We start from the raw sequence: 13573 nt of genomic DNA, 5'->3' as shown, positions 1-13573 counted from the left end.
CCCGGTGATCGGCCGGTGTTCGGTGATCGATTGGCTCATTCCCGGCCAAGTCTGCCCGAGGCCACTGACACGTCAAGCTCGGTGCCCGTTCCGTGACCGTCTGCGAAGGAAGCGTCGCGGAAGCGTTACAGGTGTCGTACGGCCGGTGCACAGGATTTGCACGTGGGTACCCGGGACGGGTTGGATGGCCGATCCATCCCACTTCCGTCTCGGACCGGCGCCTTGCGAGATGCCTGTAGCGTGGCCCGACGGAGACCGTGACAACCACCGCGCAGACCGCGGGCAGAAACGACGGCGAGGACTGATGGCACAGCAGCAGCGCGCTCAGGGCCCGTCCGACCCCGAGGCGACTGGCGGCGGCGGTATGTCGGATGCGCCGGAGTTGTGGGGTAACGGCGGACTGGTCGGCGACGGCCGGTACCGGCTCACCCACCGGCTGGGCCGGGGCGGCATGGCCGAGGTGTTCGCGGCCGAGGACGTACGCCTGGGACGCACCGTAGCCGTCAAGCTGCTCCGCTCCGATCTGGCCGAGGACCCGGTCTCCAAGGCCCGCTTCACCCGCGAGGCCCAGTCGGTCGCCGGGCTCAACCACCATGCCGTGGTGGCCGTGTACGACTCCGGCGAGGACGTCGTCGGTTCCCGCGTCGTCCCGTACATCGTGATGGAGATCGTCGAGGGCCACACGATCCGCGACCTGCTGATCAACGCCGAGGCCCCCGGGCCCGAGCAGGCGCTGATCATCGTCTCCGGTGTCCTGGAGGCGCTCGCCTACTCGCACCAGCACGGCATCGTGCACCGGGACATCAAGCCGGCCAACGTGATCATCACGGAGACCGGCGCGGTCAAGGTGATGGACTTCGGCATCGCACGCGCCCTGCACGGCGCGCAGTCGACGATGACCCAGACCGGCATGGTCATGGGCACCCCGCAGTACCTCTCCCCCGAACAGGCGCTCGGCAAGGCCGTCGACCACCGCTCCGACCTGTACGCGACGGGCTGCCTGCTCTACGAACTCCTCGCGCTGCGGCCCCCGTTCACCGGTGAGACGCCGCTCGCGGTCGTGTACCAGCACGTACAGGACATCGCGGTGCCGCCGTCCGAGGTCTCCGACGCGGCGCCGCCGGAGCTCGACGGTCTGGTCATGCGCTCACTTGCGAAGGATCCGGACGACCGGTTCCAGACCGCCGAGGAGATGCGCGGGCTCGTCCAGTACGGGCTGCAGATGTTGTACGACCAGGGCAGCCACACCGGCACCTGGAACACCGGCCCCGTCGACGCGGACCAGGGCCAGCGCACCCCGGTGGCGGGTTTCGCCGGTGCGGCCGCGCTGCCGCGTCCCGGCGACTCCGGTACGTCGCAGATCCCGCAGCCGATCCTGCCGAGCGGGTACGGCGGCGGGGACGACGGCGGCTTCGAGGGCCACGGCAACAAGGGCGGCGGCCGCGGCAAGCTGTGGATCCTCGCGGTCTTCGCGGTGGTCGCCATCGCGGCGGGCGTCGCGCTCGCGCTCAACAACACCGGGGGCGGCGAGGGAGGGACCGGAACCAGCCAGTCGCCCACGACGTCGTCGTCGTCCACCGAGAAGAGCGACTCCAGCGCGAGCCCCAGTGACGAGGCCTCGGAAACCGCCACCGACGAGTCGACGGACAAGGGCACCAGCAACGGCTCCGGATGGGGAACCACGCCCTCGTACACGCCGTCGCCGAGCAACAGCACCGAGCCGTCGGACGAGCCCACGGCCGAGCCGAGCGAGACCGCGCCGACCACCACGGAGCCGTCGGACGAGCCGACCACCGAGGAGCCGACGGACCCGGTGACCGAGGAGCCCACCGATACGGGGGGCGTCACCGGTGACACCTCCAGCGGCCTGACCGGCGGCTGACAGGCGCTTCACCGGCGTGCCGGCGTGAAAACCGCCTCCACGCGCGCATGCCTTTCGAATCGAACTCCCGGCGCACGTGCCGTTCGCTTCGAACCGCATCGAAGCCCGGCCCCCCCGGACAGGGGAGCCGGGCTTCGCCGCGTCACCCCGTGAACGCCTCGCACACCGGGTCGTACTCCCGTGTCCACCACACCGCCAGCGCCGACGCCGCGGGGAACTGCGAGTCGGCGCGCGTGTCCCCGCGTTCGTAGTGCCAGCGCAGTATCCAGAAGTCGTTCAGGCGCTCCCACCACACGCGGTGCACGGCGGCGGCGAGTTCGGAGGGGGTGGCGCCCGCGGTACGCCGGTACGCGCGCGCGTAGGCACGCACTTTCGGCAGGTCGAGGGTGCCGACGGGCTGGACGAAGAAGATCATCGCGGCGCGTACGGCCTCCTCGGCGCGGGGCTGGACGCCCAGCCGGTCCCAGTCGACGATCGCCGCCGGTTCGCCGTCGCGGTAGAGCAGGTTGAACGGGTGGAAGTCGCCGTGCACCCAGCCCACCGAACCGCCTCGCGGAGGCCGCCGGTCGGCATGCCGTTCCAGCAGGAGACGCCGCTCCAGGAGCCGGTGCCGGGCCAGTTCGTCGAAGGCGTCGGGCGGACGGTGGCGGCGTACCCGGGCGAGCAGCCGGTCGATGAGCGCGAAGGTGTCGGCGGGGTCGGCGCCATCGGCCGGATCGTTGCGCGGGGCCGGGGCGCCGGGCTCGGCCGGTTCGGCACCGGCGGCCGGTCTCGCGGGCCCGCGTCCCTGGACCGGCATCACCTGCTCCAGGCTCGCGTGGACGACGCCCAGGAGCGCCCCCAGCCGCGCGCACTGCGCGGTGGTGAGCTGGCCGCCGTGCCGGTGCCGTCCGTCGACCCACGGGTGCAGCGCGTACGCGTGACCGCCGACGACGGCGACCGTGCGGCCGTCGGTGCCGGTCAGCGGCGGGGCGACCGGGACACCGAGGTCCGCGAGGCGCTGGGTCGCGCGGTGCTGGCGGGCGATCGCGGCGGGGTCGGCGGTCTCGGGGTCGAAATGGTGTTTGAGGAAGTACCGGCCGCGGGTGGTGCGCAGCCGGTAGCCGCGGTTGAGCAGACCCTGGTCGACGGGTTCGCAGGTCAGGGCGGACCCGGCGGCGTACTGGCGGAGGAGGGCGCCCAAGGGGGGCGCGTGAGACACCGGGGGTGGTGCGGGAGGGCGCGGCACGCGGCAGATGCTAGGGCACGAAAAAGCCTCTGACCTCGGGTTTGTCACACACAGTCGTACGTCTCGCAAGATCGGTCACAGAACGTGCTGGAACCGCCGTTCCAGGCCACGGTCCATCGCGTGCACGGTGCGGAGTTGCGGCTCGATGCCCAGATAGACGGGCTCGTACGGTTCGCCGTCCACCAGTCGTGGCGGGAGGCCGAAGCGTTCCAGCTGGGCCTCGGTCGGCTCGACGGTGAAGCACCGGCCCACGATCTGCGCGGACCACAGGTCCTCGCCCGGCCGCGCGGAGCTCAGGTTGTCGGTGCCGTACGCGACGATGCTGTCGGCGCACGCCTGGTGGTACCCGAAGTTCCGGGCCATCCGCAGCAGTACGCGTCCGTCGGCCACGATGTGCCGGGTGAGTGCGAGGAAGGGCAGGGCGTGCAGGCTGGTGGCCACCCGGCCGTAGTCGGTGCGGGAGATCAGGTCCACGGCGCGCTGTTCGTCGGCCGGCTGTGCGTCGGGCATACGCCCAATCTCCGGCACCGGGGAGACCCGCAGAAGAGCCACCAGCCCTTTGAAGAGGGGCCATAGGTCCCGTGTGGACGGCGCGGACAGGGGTGGCTAGTGCCGCTGCCGCTCCGCCTGGAGGCGGGCCACGTACGCCGCCGCCTGGGACCGCCGTTCCATGCTCAGCTTGGACAGCAGGCTCGACACGTAGTTCTTGATCGTCTTCTCGGCGAGGTGCAGCCGCTCGCCGATCGCGCGGTTGGTGAGTCCCTCGCCGATCAGGTCGAGGATCCTGCGCTCCTGGTCGGTGAGGTGCGCGAGCTTGTCCTCGCTCCTGGCGGTGCCGCCGTCGCGCAGCCGCTCCAGGACGCGGGCGGTGGCCTCCGGGTCGAGCAGGGACCTGCCCGCGGCGACGTCACGTACGGCCGAGAGCAGTTCGTCGCCGCGGATCGCCTTGAGGACGTAGCCCGACGCGCCCGCCATGATCGCGTCGAAGAGGGCCTCGTCATCGGCGTACGAGGTCAGCATCAGGCACTTGATGTCCTCGTTCCGGGAGCGGATCTCACGGCAGACCTCCACGCCGCTGCCGTCGGGCAGCCGTACGTCCAGGACGGCGACGTCGGGGCGGGTGGCCGGAATCCTGGTCAGCGCGTCGGCCGCCGTGCCGGCCTCGCCGACCACCTCGATGTCGTCCTCGCCGGAGAGCAGCTCGTGGACGCCGCGCCGGACCACCTCGTGATCGTCGAGGAGAAATACGGTTGTTTTTGCCGTTTCGCGCACAGTGTCAGTGTCACACAGGACCATTGGCCCTGCCCCGGGGTGAACTCTTCCCGTGCCTGGGGTGACCGGGATAACGTGCCGGTGTTCCGGCCCCCTGCAAGGCTGTTACCAGCGCTGTGACCAGCGACTGTTCCCGACCGAGGCGAAGTAGTTGGAAATCCGACTAAAAAGTAGTTGGAAATCCGAGCAAAATCGCAGGTCAGGAGGGTTTTCACAGAAATGTGAAGCACTGGGTAACGTGGCTGACGCAGGGCGCTCGCCGGGGCACCTGTCACGCCTGTTCCCGGCCGAGTGCACCCACCCCGTGCACAGGTACTGGAGCGGGCGAGCCGCACTGGCCGACCGGCAACCCCGGGGGCCGGACCGACGGAGGAGCACACGTGACCGTGGAGAGCACTGCCGCGCAGAAGCCGCGACGCAGCGCCGGGACGAAGAGCGCCGCGAGTACCGGCACGGCCGGTACGAAGCGCGCCGCGAGCACCGGGGCCAAGCGCGCCGGCGCCGGCAAGTCACCGGGCGCGGACCCGGAACTCGTCCAGCTGCTGACGCCCGAGGGCAAGCGGGTCAAGGACGCCACCTACGACCCGTACGTCGCCGACATCACCCCCGCAGAGCTGCGCGGCCTGTACCGGGACATGGTGCTGACCCGCCGGTTCGACGCCGAGGCCACCTCCCTCCAGCGCCAGGGCGAGCTGGGCCTGTGGGCCTCGCTGCTCGGCCAGGAGGCCGCCCAGATCGGCTCCGGGCGCGCCACCCGCGAGGACGACTACGTCTTCCCGACCTACCGCGAGCACGGCGTCGCCTGGTGCCGCGGGGTCGACCCGGCCAACCTGCTCGGCATGTTCCGCGGCGTGAACAACGGCGGCTGGGACCCGAACACCAACAACTTCCACCTCTACACGATCGTCATCGGCTCCCAGACGCTGCACGCCACCGGCTACGCCATGGGCATCACCAAGGACGGCGCCGACTCGGCCGTGATCGCCTACTTCGGGGACGGCGCCTCCAGCCAGGGCGACGTCGCCGAGGCGTTCACCTTCTCCGCCGTCTACAACGCCCCCGTGGTGTTCATCTGCCAGAACAACCAGTGGGCCATCTCCGAGCCGACCGAGAAGCAGACCCGGGTCCCGCTCTACCAGCGCGCCCAGGGCTACGGCTTCCCCGGCGTCCGCGTCGACGGCAACGACGTCCTGGCCTGCCTGGCCGTCACCAAGTGGGCCCTGGAGCGGGCCCGCCGCGGCGAGGGCCCCACCCTCGTGGAGGCCTTCACCTACCGCATGGGGGCCCACACCACCTCCGACGACCCGACCAAGTACCGGGCCGACGAGGAGACCGAGTCCTGGCAGGTGAAGGACCCGATCCTGCGCCTGCGCACCTACCTCGAAGGCGCAAACCACGCGGACGAGGGATTCTTCGCGGAACTCGAGACCGAAAGCGAAGCGTTGGGCAGACGAGTGCGCGAAGTCGTGCGGGCCATGCCGGACCCGGACCACTTCGCCATCTTCGAGAACGCGTACGCGGACGGGCACTCGCTCGTCGACGAGGAGAGGGCCCAGTTCGCCGCCTACCAGGCGTCGTTCGCGGACGAAGGGGAGGGCAAGTAGCGATGACGGCGGAAAAGCTGGCGCTGGCCAAGGCGATCAACGAATCGCTGCGCACGGCCCTGGAAACCGACCCCAAGGTCCTGGTCATGGGCGAGGACGTCGGCAAGCTCGGCGGCGTGTTCCGGGTGACGGACGGCCTCCAGAAGGACTTCGGCGAGGACCGGGTCATCGACACCCCGCTCGCCGAGTCGGGCATCGTCGGCACCGCGATCGGCCTCGCGCTGCGCGGCTACCGCCCGGTGGTGGAGATCCAGTTCGACGGCTTCGTCTTCCCCGCCTACGACCAGATCGTCACGCAGCTCGCGAAGATGCACGCGCGGGCGCTGGGCAAGATCAAGCTCCCCGTGGTGATCCGCATTCCGTACGGCGGCGGGATCGGCGCGGTCGAGCACCACTCCGAGTCCCCCGAGGCGCTGTTCGCGCACGTGTCGGGCCTGAAGGTGGTCTCCCCCTCGAACTCCTCGGACGCCTACTGGATGATGCAGCAGGCCATCCAGAGCGACGACCCGGTGATCTTCTTCGAGCCGAAGCGCCGCTACTGGGACAAGTCCGAGGTCAACAGGGAGTCGATCCCCGGACCGCTGCACAAGGCGCAGCTGGTCCGTGAGGGCGCCGACCTGACGCTCGTCGCCTACGGCCCGATGGTGAAGGTCTGTCTGGAGGCCGCGGCGGCGGCGCAGGAGGAGGGGAAGTCGGTCGAGGTCCTGGACCTGCGGTCGATGTCCCCGATCGACTTCGACTCGGTCCAGGCGTCGGTGGAGAAGACCCGCCACCTGGTCGTGGTGCACGAGGCGCCGGTGTTCCTGGGCACGGGCGCGGAGATCGCCGCCCGCATCACGGAGCGGTGTTTCTACCACCTGGAGGCGCCTGTCCTGCGGGTCGGCGGCTATCACGTCCCCTATCCGCCGGCGCGTCTGGAGGACGAGTACCTCCCGGGCCTGGACCGGGTGCTCGACGCCGTCGACCGCTCGCTTGCGTACTGAGGAGAGGGCCGTGACGACGATGACCGAGAACGCGTCGGGACTCCGTGAGTTCAAGATGCCCGACGTGGGCGAAGGGCTCACCGAGGCGGAGATCCTCAAGTGGTACGTCCGGATCGGCGACCAGGTCACCGACGGCCAGGTCGTCTGCGAGGTCGAGACCGCCAAGGCCGCCGTGGAACTGCCCATCCCGTACGACGGTGTGGTGCGCGAACTCCGTTTCCCCGAGGGGACGACGGTGGACGTGGGCCAGGTGATCATCGCGGTGGAGGTGGCCGGCGCGGCAGCTCCGGCAGGCTCGGCCGCTCCGGCCGGGGCGACCGTCCCCGCCGGGGCGACGGCTCCGGCCGAGGCATCCGCCCCGGCCCAGGAGACCGTGACCGAGGAGCCCAAGACCGAGGGCCGCAAGCCGGTCCTGGTCGGCTACGGCGTTTCCGTGTCCTCCACCAAGCGCCGCCCCCGAAAGGGCACCGAGGTCCCCACACAGGCCCCCGAGCCCCTCCTCGCGGCCTCGGCGATCCAGGCCGAGCTGAACGGCCACGGGCACTCCGTGTCCGCCGCGGCCCGCCCGCTGGCCAAGCCCCCCGTCCGCAAGCTGGCCAAGGACCTCGGCGTCGACCTGGCGACGATCGTCCCGTCCCACCCGGACGGCATCATCACGCGCGACGACGTGCACGCGGCTGTCGCACCCCCGGCGCCCGCGGCACCCGCGGTGCGGGCACCGGAGCCGGCCGGCCGGGCGACCCCGGCCGCCCCCGTCCAGATCACCGCCCCGGTCCCCTCGTACGACACGGCACGCGAGACCCGTATCCCGGTCAAGGGTGTCCGCAGGGCGACGGCCGCGGCGATGGTCGGCTCGGCGTTCACCGCGCCGCACGTCACCGAGTTCGTGACGGTCGACGTGACGCGCACGATGAAGCTGGTCGAGGAGCTCAAGCAGGACAAGGATCTCGCCGGTCTCCGCGTGAACCCGCTGCTCCTGATCGCCAAGGCCCTGCTGGTCGCCATCAAGCGCCACCCGGACGTCAACGCGTCGTGGGACGAGGCCAGTCAGGAGATCGTCCTCAAGCACTACGTGAACCTGGGCATCGCGGCCGCCACGCCGCGCGGCCTGCTGGTGCCGAACATCAAGGACGCGCACGCCAAGACCCTGCCGCAACTGGCCGAGTCCCTGGGTGAGTTGGTGGCCACCGCCCGCGAGGGCAAGACGTCACCCGCGGCGATGCAGGGCGGCACGGTCACCATCACGAACGTCGGCGTCTTCGGCGTCGACACCGGCACGCCGATCCTCAACCCCGGCGAGGCGGCCATCCTCGCCGTCGGCGCCATCAAGCTCCAGCCCTGGGTCCACAAGGGCAAGGTCAAGCCGCGTCAGGTCACCACGCTGGCGCTGTCCTTCGACCACCGTCTGGTCGACGGGGAGCTGGGCTCCAAGGTCCTCGCCGACGTGGCGGCGGTCCTGGAGCAGCCGAAGCGGTTGATCACCTGGTCGTGACCCTCCCCGGCCCGGTGGGCGAGGACGGGGATCAGGGGGATCAGTAGGAGAACGAAAAAGGGGGCCCGCCGCGTAAGTGCGGCGGGCTCCCTCTTCATACGCGTTACCGGTCCTCGTGCCTGCTACCGGTCTACACGCATGTCTTCGCGCGCGTGTTACCGGGCGAAGGCGTAGCTCATCAGCTTCTTGGCGTCCGATTCACGGGCCGTGATGGACGTGGAGGCGAGGACCGTGCCGATGACGGTCTTGCCGTTGCGGGTGGCGGCGAAGACGAGGCAGTACTTGGCCTCGGGGCCGGAGCCGGTCTTCACGCCGATCGTGCCGCTGTAGCTGCTCAGCAGACCGTTGGTGTTGGTCCACTTGCCCATGGTGCGGGTGGAACCGGTCCTCGTGATCGTCTTCGCGGTGTACGACTTCGTCTTCACGATCGTCTTGAACGTGGAGCTCTTCATCGTGCTGCTCGCGAGCTTCGTCAGGTCCTTCGGCGTCGAGTAGTTGGCGCCGTTTCCGATGCCGTCGAACGAGTCGAAGTGGGTGTTCGTCAGGCCGAGCTGGCTGGCCTTGGAGTTCATCTTGCCGATGAACGACTTCACCCGGGCGGCGCGCGTCGTGCCCGTGCCGAACTTGTCGGCGAGCGCGTACGCGGCGTCGCAGCCGGACGGCAGCATCAGCCCGTACAGGAGCTGACGGACGGTGACCTTGTCGCCGACGATCAGGCGCGCGGAGGAGGCGCTGTTCGCGACGATGTAGTCGCTGTAGGCCTTCTGGATCGTGACCTTGGCGTCCAGGTTGAGGTTCGTCTGCGTGAGCACGACCTTGGCCGTCATGATCTTGGTGGTGGAGCCGGTGGAACGGCGGGTGTTCGCAGCCTTGGAGTACAGGCTGGTGCCCGTGCCGTTGTTCATCACGTAGCCGCCCTTGGCGGCGATCGTGGGCGTCGCGAGAGCCTGTGCGGGAGCCGCGCTGAGGGCTCCGGTCGCGATCATGGCGCCGGTCGTGACGACCACGGCGGCAGCTCTGCGGACGCGCGTGCCCTTAATGCCGGTTATCAAGTTTCCTACCCCGATTACGTTAAATGCCCAAGGAGCGCGGCTACATGGGAGTGCCGCCTCTCGTGTGACACGTAAGTATCACGAAAGGTTGTGCGGTTTATCGGAGAAGTGTTCGTGCGCACTTCCGGCGTCCGCATTCTGGAAGAGGGTGACCATGCGTACGTGATGTATCTATGCTGTGCCCATGCCTTCCGCCCCGTCCCCCGCGGCAACCCCGACCATGTCCGTGAAGCAACCCCCCGCCGCCGACCGCGTCTACGCGCACATCAAGCGGGGTGTCCTGGAACGCCGTTACGAGGGCGGCACGCTGCTCACCGAGGGCGAGCTCGCCGAGGCCGTCGGGGTCTCGCGCACCCCGGTGCGCGAGGCGCTGCTCCGGCTCGAGGTGGAGGGCCTGATCAGGCTCTACCCGAAGAAGGGCGCGCTCGTCCTGCCCGTCTCCGCACAGGAGATCGCGGACGTCGTGGAGACGCGGCAGCTCGTCGAGAGCCATGCGGCGCGCAAGGCCGTACCGGCGTCACCGCGGCTCATCGCCCGCCTCGAGGAGCTGCTCGCCCAGCAGAAGGAGCAGGCCGCGGCCGGGGACCTGGCCGCCGCGGCCGTCACCGACCGCTGCTTCCACGCAGAGATCGTCCGCAGCGGCGGCAACGAGATCCTCTCCCGGCTCTACGACCAGCTCCGCGACCGGCAGTTGAGGATGGGCGTCGCCGTGATGCACGCCCACCCCGACCGGATCACCAAGACGCTCACCGAGCACGAGCAGATCCTCGCCGCGCTGCGCTCCGGTGACGCGGAGGCGGTCGTCGCCCTCATCCACGGGCACGTGAGCTGGTTCTCCAACCTGGCGCGGGGCGAGGTCCGATGAGTTCCGCGGCCACACTGCCCGGGGATCCGCCCGGCGGACGGCGCGCCCTCGGCGTCTGGGGTGTCGGCGTCTCCGTCTACTTCGTCGCCGTCATCTTCCGCACCTCGCTGGGGGTGGCTGGCCTGGACGCGGCGGACCGCTTCCACGTCAACGCCTCCGCGCTGTCGACCTTCTCGATCCTCCAGCTCCTCGTGTACGCGGGCATGCAGATACCGGTCGGCCTGCTGGTCGACCGGCTCGGCACCAAGAAGGTGCTGACCATCGGCGTAGTGCTCTTCACGGCAGGGCAGTTGGGCTTCGCGTTCTCCCCCTCGTACGGGATGGCGCTCGCCTCGCGCGCGCTGCTGGGCTGCGGCGACGCGATGACCTTCATCAGCGTGCTGCGGCTCGGCACCCGCTGGTTCCCGGCCCGGCGCGGGCCGCTCGTCGCACAGCTCGCGGGCCTGGTGGGCATGGCGGGCAACCTCGTCTCGACGCTGGTGATCGCCCGGCTGCTGCACGGTGTGGGGTGGACGGCGGCGTTCGCGGGCAGCGCGGGCGCCGGTGTCGTCGTCCTCGTCCTCATGCTGCTGTTCCTGAAGGACCACCCCGAAGGGCACGAGCCGGAGCCGTTCCCGCACCAGGGGTCCGCGTACGTCCGGCGCCAGATCGCGGCGTCCTGGCGGGAGCCCGGCACCCGGCTCGGGATGTGGGTGCACTTCACCACGCAGTTCCCGGCGATGGTGTTCCTGCTGCTGTGGGGGCTGCCGTTCCTCGTCGAGGCGGAGGGCCTGTCGCGGGCCACCGCCGGTGAACTGCTCACGCTCGTCGTGCTGTCCAACATGGTCGTCGGACTCGTCTACGGCCAGGTCGTCGCCCGGCATCACGCGGCGCGGCTGCCGCTCGCGCTCGGCACGGTGGCCGCGACGGCGGTTGTCTGGGCGGGGGTGCTGGTCTATCCCGGTGAGTACGCGCCCATGTGGGTGCTCATCGTGCTGTGCACGGTGCTGGGGGCCTGCGGGCCGGCGTCCATGCTGGGCTTCGACTTCGCGCGCCCCGCGAATCCGCCCGAGCGGCAGGGCACCGCTTCCGGGATCACCAACATGGGTGGTTTCGTCGCCTCCATGACGACGCTGCTGGCGATCGGTGTGCTGCTCGACGCGACCGGTGACAACTACCGGGTCGCCTTCTCCGCCGTGTTCGTGCTCCAGGCGGCCGGGCTGAGCCAGATCTTCCGGTTGCGGAAGCAGGCGGCTCGCAGGGAGCGGGAGCGGCTGGTTGCGAGCCGGGTGGAGACGGTGCACGTTCCGGCATAGGTGGTGGGGGGTCGGGGGATCGTCTTCGCCCCCTCCGCCCCTACCCGTCCCTTGTTCCTGGAGCTCCGCCCCAGACCCCGCTCCTCAAACGCCGGAGGGGCTGAGAACTACCTGGTGACCGTGAGGTTGCGGAGGATCGCCGTCGTCAGTTCCGGGTCGCCCTCCGTCTTGATGCGGTCGGCGACCGCCTCGGGCGTCACCCGTCCGCAGGCCAGGCGGGAGAACGTCTCCCAGTCGAGGGTGAGGGTGGCGGCCGGGCCCAGCGAGGGCGCACCGTCTATCGTGCCGTTGCCCTCGGCGTCGACGCGGACCGTCCGCAGGAACTCCACCGGCCCGTGGACATCGAAGACGACCGCCGAGTTCGCGGGCGCTCCGGCGTCCTTGGCGACCACCTTCGGGAGGGCGGCGAGGAGTTCGTCGCGGGCGATGAACGCGCCCGGGGAGTCGAGGTCACCCGGCCGGCCGACGGCGACGCGCAGGTCCTGCTCGTGCACCCACACGTTGAACGCGTGGGTGCGCATGGAGTGTTCGAGGGTGACCTGGGTGCCGAGAGGGCCGCGGACCATGGTGTCGGGCTGCCGGTTCTCGTTCCGCAGCTGGCGGTTGCGGCGGATGATCGTGTACTCCAGCTCGGAGGTCATCTCCGGCGCGGTGTGGTGACGGCGCACGTCGACCTGCATCTCCGTGTACCGCTGCTGTTCGTTCGTCACGTGGTATAGGTCGCGCGGGAGCGTGTGGATCGGGCGGGGGTCGCCGAGCATCTCGGAGTCCAGACCGATGACGTGCGAGACGAGGTCGCGCACGGACCAGCCGGGGCACGGCGTCCACCTGCTCCACTGGCCTTCCACGAGCGGCGACACCAGCTCGGATATCGCTTCGATCGAGTGGCTCCAGGCGTCGGCGTAGGACTGAAGACTGGGATGCAGACTCACGGAACGGGACCCCTCGGGCGGTTGGTCGCGGGCAGTGCACAGGCAGCGGGTGTCTTGGGACGCTAAGTTACGCTGCTGTGTGGCACCCCGGCAGTGCTTTGGTGTGACGATCGTAGGCCCGTGTCAACGGCTCGAATGCCAGGACGGTGGTAGTGTGCGCGCCTCTCTCCTTCAGATCGACGTAAACGACACCGAATCCGTCGATTCACGTCGTACGCGGGTCGCGGCTCTGGTACGGGAGCAGGCCGGCGCCGATCTCGTCGTGCTGCCCGAGCTGTGGACCACGGGGGCGTTCGCGTACGAGGAGTTCGGCGCGGAGGCGGAGCCGCTGGTGGGGCCCACCTACGAGGTGATGGCGAAGGCCGCGAGCGACGCGGGCGTGTGGCTGCACGCGGGCTCGATCCCCGAACGGGGCGTGTCCGACGGCGACTCCGCGACGGGCGCGCTCTACAACACCTCCCTCGTCTTCTCGCCCTCCGGTGAACTGGCCGCCTCCTACCGCAAGATCCACCGCTTCGGCTTCGACAAGGGCGAGGCCGTGCTGATGGGCGCCGGGTCCGAACTGGTGACCGTCCCGCTGCCGGACACCACCGTCGGTCTCGCCACCTGCTACGACCTCCGCTTCCCCGAGCTCTTCCGCGCTCTCGTCGACGCGGGCGCCGAGACCCTCGTCGTGTCGGCGGGCTGGCCCGAGCGCCGCCGCTCCCACTGGACGCTGCTCGCCCAGGCCCGTGCCGTCGAGAACCAGGCGTACGTCCTCGCATGTGGAACGGCCGGTACGCACGCGGGAGTTCCGCAGGCCGGGCACTCGATCGTGATCGACCCCTGGGGCGAGGTCCTCGCGGAGGCGGGCCCCGGCGAGGAGGTCCTCACGGTGGAGTTCGACCCCGCGCGGGTCGCCGCCACGCGCGAGCAGTTCCCGGCGCTGAAGGACCGGCTACTGGGGCTGGACACTCCGCGACGGTAGG

General features: G+C 70.2%; 12 protein-coding genes. 7 read left to right on the top strand and 5 right to left on the bottom strand.

Going from position 1 to position 13573, the window contains the following annotated elements:
* Window positions 1-304: 304 nt before the first annotated feature.
* Window positions 305-1882, top strand: a complete 1578-nt coding sequence (locus tag ACIBLC_RS13970) for a protein kinase (protein ID WP_399211136.1) — start codon at window positions 305-307, stop codon at window positions 1880-1882.
* Between the two features lie 142 nt (window positions 1883-2024).
* Here ACIBLC_RS13970 and ACIBLC_RS13965 read toward each other — a convergent pair whose 3' ends face one another.
* From ACIBLC_RS13965 to ACIBLC_RS13955, 3 genes are all read right to left on the bottom strand, one after another.
* Entirely contained in the window at window positions 2025-3083 is a 1059-nt protein-coding gene (locus ACIBLC_RS13965) for a phosphotransferase (protein ID WP_399211416.1), read from the bottom strand.
* Between the two features lie 102 nt (window positions 3084-3185).
* On the bottom strand, window positions 3186-3620 hold the full coding sequence (locus ACIBLC_RS13960) for a pyridoxamine 5'-phosphate oxidase family protein (protein ID WP_399211134.1): 435 nt from the start codon (window positions 3618-3620) through the stop codon (window positions 3186-3188).
* 96 nt (window positions 3621-3716) lie between these two features.
* The gene (locus ACIBLC_RS13955; RefSeq protein WP_399211132.1) at window positions 3717-4382 is read right to left on the bottom strand and encodes a response regulator; all 666 of its coding nucleotides are present in this window, start codon (window positions 4380-4382) and stop codon (window positions 3717-3719) included.
* A 380-nt stretch (window positions 4383-4762) separates the two neighbouring features.
* On the opposite strand from ACIBLC_RS13955, the gene pdhA reads away from it, so the two are divergent.
* Genes pdhA through ACIBLC_RS13940 form a run of 3 tightly spaced genes read left to right on the top strand, consistent with a single transcriptional unit; the run spans window position 4763 to window position 8461 of the window.
* Window positions 4763-5986: a pyruvate dehydrogenase (acetyl-transferring) E1 component subunit alpha gene (gene pdhA / locus ACIBLC_RS13950; RefSeq protein WP_399211131.1), complete on the top strand. Its 1224-nt coding sequence runs from the start codon at window positions 4763-4765 to the stop codon at window positions 5984-5986.
* A gap of 2 nt (window positions 5987-5988) precedes the next feature.
* Window positions 5989-6969 carry an alpha-ketoacid dehydrogenase subunit beta gene (locus ACIBLC_RS13945; RefSeq protein ID WP_399211130.1) on the top strand — a complete coding sequence of 327 codons (981 nt, stop codon included), beginning with the start codon at window positions 5989-5991 and terminating at the stop codon, window positions 6967-6969.
* A 10-nt stretch (window positions 6970-6979) separates the two neighbouring features.
* On the top strand, window positions 6980-8461 hold the full coding sequence (locus tag ACIBLC_RS13940) for a dihydrolipoamide acetyltransferase family protein (protein ID WP_399211129.1): 1482 nt from the start codon (window positions 6980-6982) through the stop codon (window positions 8459-8461).
* Between the two features lie 155 nt (window positions 8462-8616).
* Here ACIBLC_RS13940 and ACIBLC_RS13935 read toward each other — a convergent pair whose 3' ends face one another.
* Entirely contained in the window at window positions 8617-9513 is an 897-nt protein-coding gene (locus ACIBLC_RS13935) for a D-alanyl-D-alanine carboxypeptidase family protein (protein WP_399211128.1), read from the bottom strand.
* A 184-nt stretch (window positions 9514-9697) separates the two neighbouring features.
* Between ACIBLC_RS13935 and ACIBLC_RS13930 the strand changes: the two genes are divergently transcribed.
* Together ACIBLC_RS13930 and ACIBLC_RS13925 are read left to right on the top strand one after the other, a co-directional pair.
* Complete coding sequence (locus tag ACIBLC_RS13930) at window positions 9698-10378, top strand: GntR family transcriptional regulator (RefSeq protein ID WP_399211127.1); 681 nt, start codon at window positions 9698-9700, stop codon at window positions 10376-10378.
* Window positions 10375-11673: a nitrate/nitrite transporter gene (locus ACIBLC_RS13925; protein ID WP_399211124.1), complete on the top strand. Its 1299-nt coding sequence runs from the start codon at window positions 10375-10377 to the stop codon at window positions 11671-11673. Before ACIBLC_RS13930 ends, ACIBLC_RS13925 begins: the two co-directional genes overlap by 4 nt.
* Window positions 11674-11780: 107 nt before the next feature.
* On the opposite strand, the gene ACIBLC_RS13920 is transcribed toward ACIBLC_RS13925, so the two are convergent.
* Window positions 11781-12605 carry a maleylpyruvate isomerase family mycothiol-dependent enzyme gene (locus tag ACIBLC_RS13920; RefSeq protein ID WP_399211123.1) on the bottom strand — a complete coding sequence of 275 codons (825 nt, stop codon included), beginning with the start codon at window positions 12603-12605 and terminating at the stop codon, window positions 11781-11783.
* Between the two features lie 154 nt (window positions 12606-12759).
* On the opposite strand from ACIBLC_RS13920, the gene ACIBLC_RS13915 reads away from it, so the two are divergent.
* Entirely contained in the window at window positions 12760-13572 is an 813-nt protein-coding gene (locus ACIBLC_RS13915) for a carbon-nitrogen family hydrolase (RefSeq protein ID WP_399211122.1), read from the top strand.
* Window position 13573: the final 1 nt, after the last annotated feature.

Source organism: Streptomyces sp. NPDC050535, assembly GCF_044457665.1.
In the GTDB taxonomy this organism is placed as follows: Bacteria; Actinomycetota; Actinomycetes; order Streptomycetales; family Streptomycetaceae; genus Streptomyces.
Note: the sequence above shows the minus strand (reverse complement) of the source record. Positions and strands in the feature narration are given on the sequence as shown.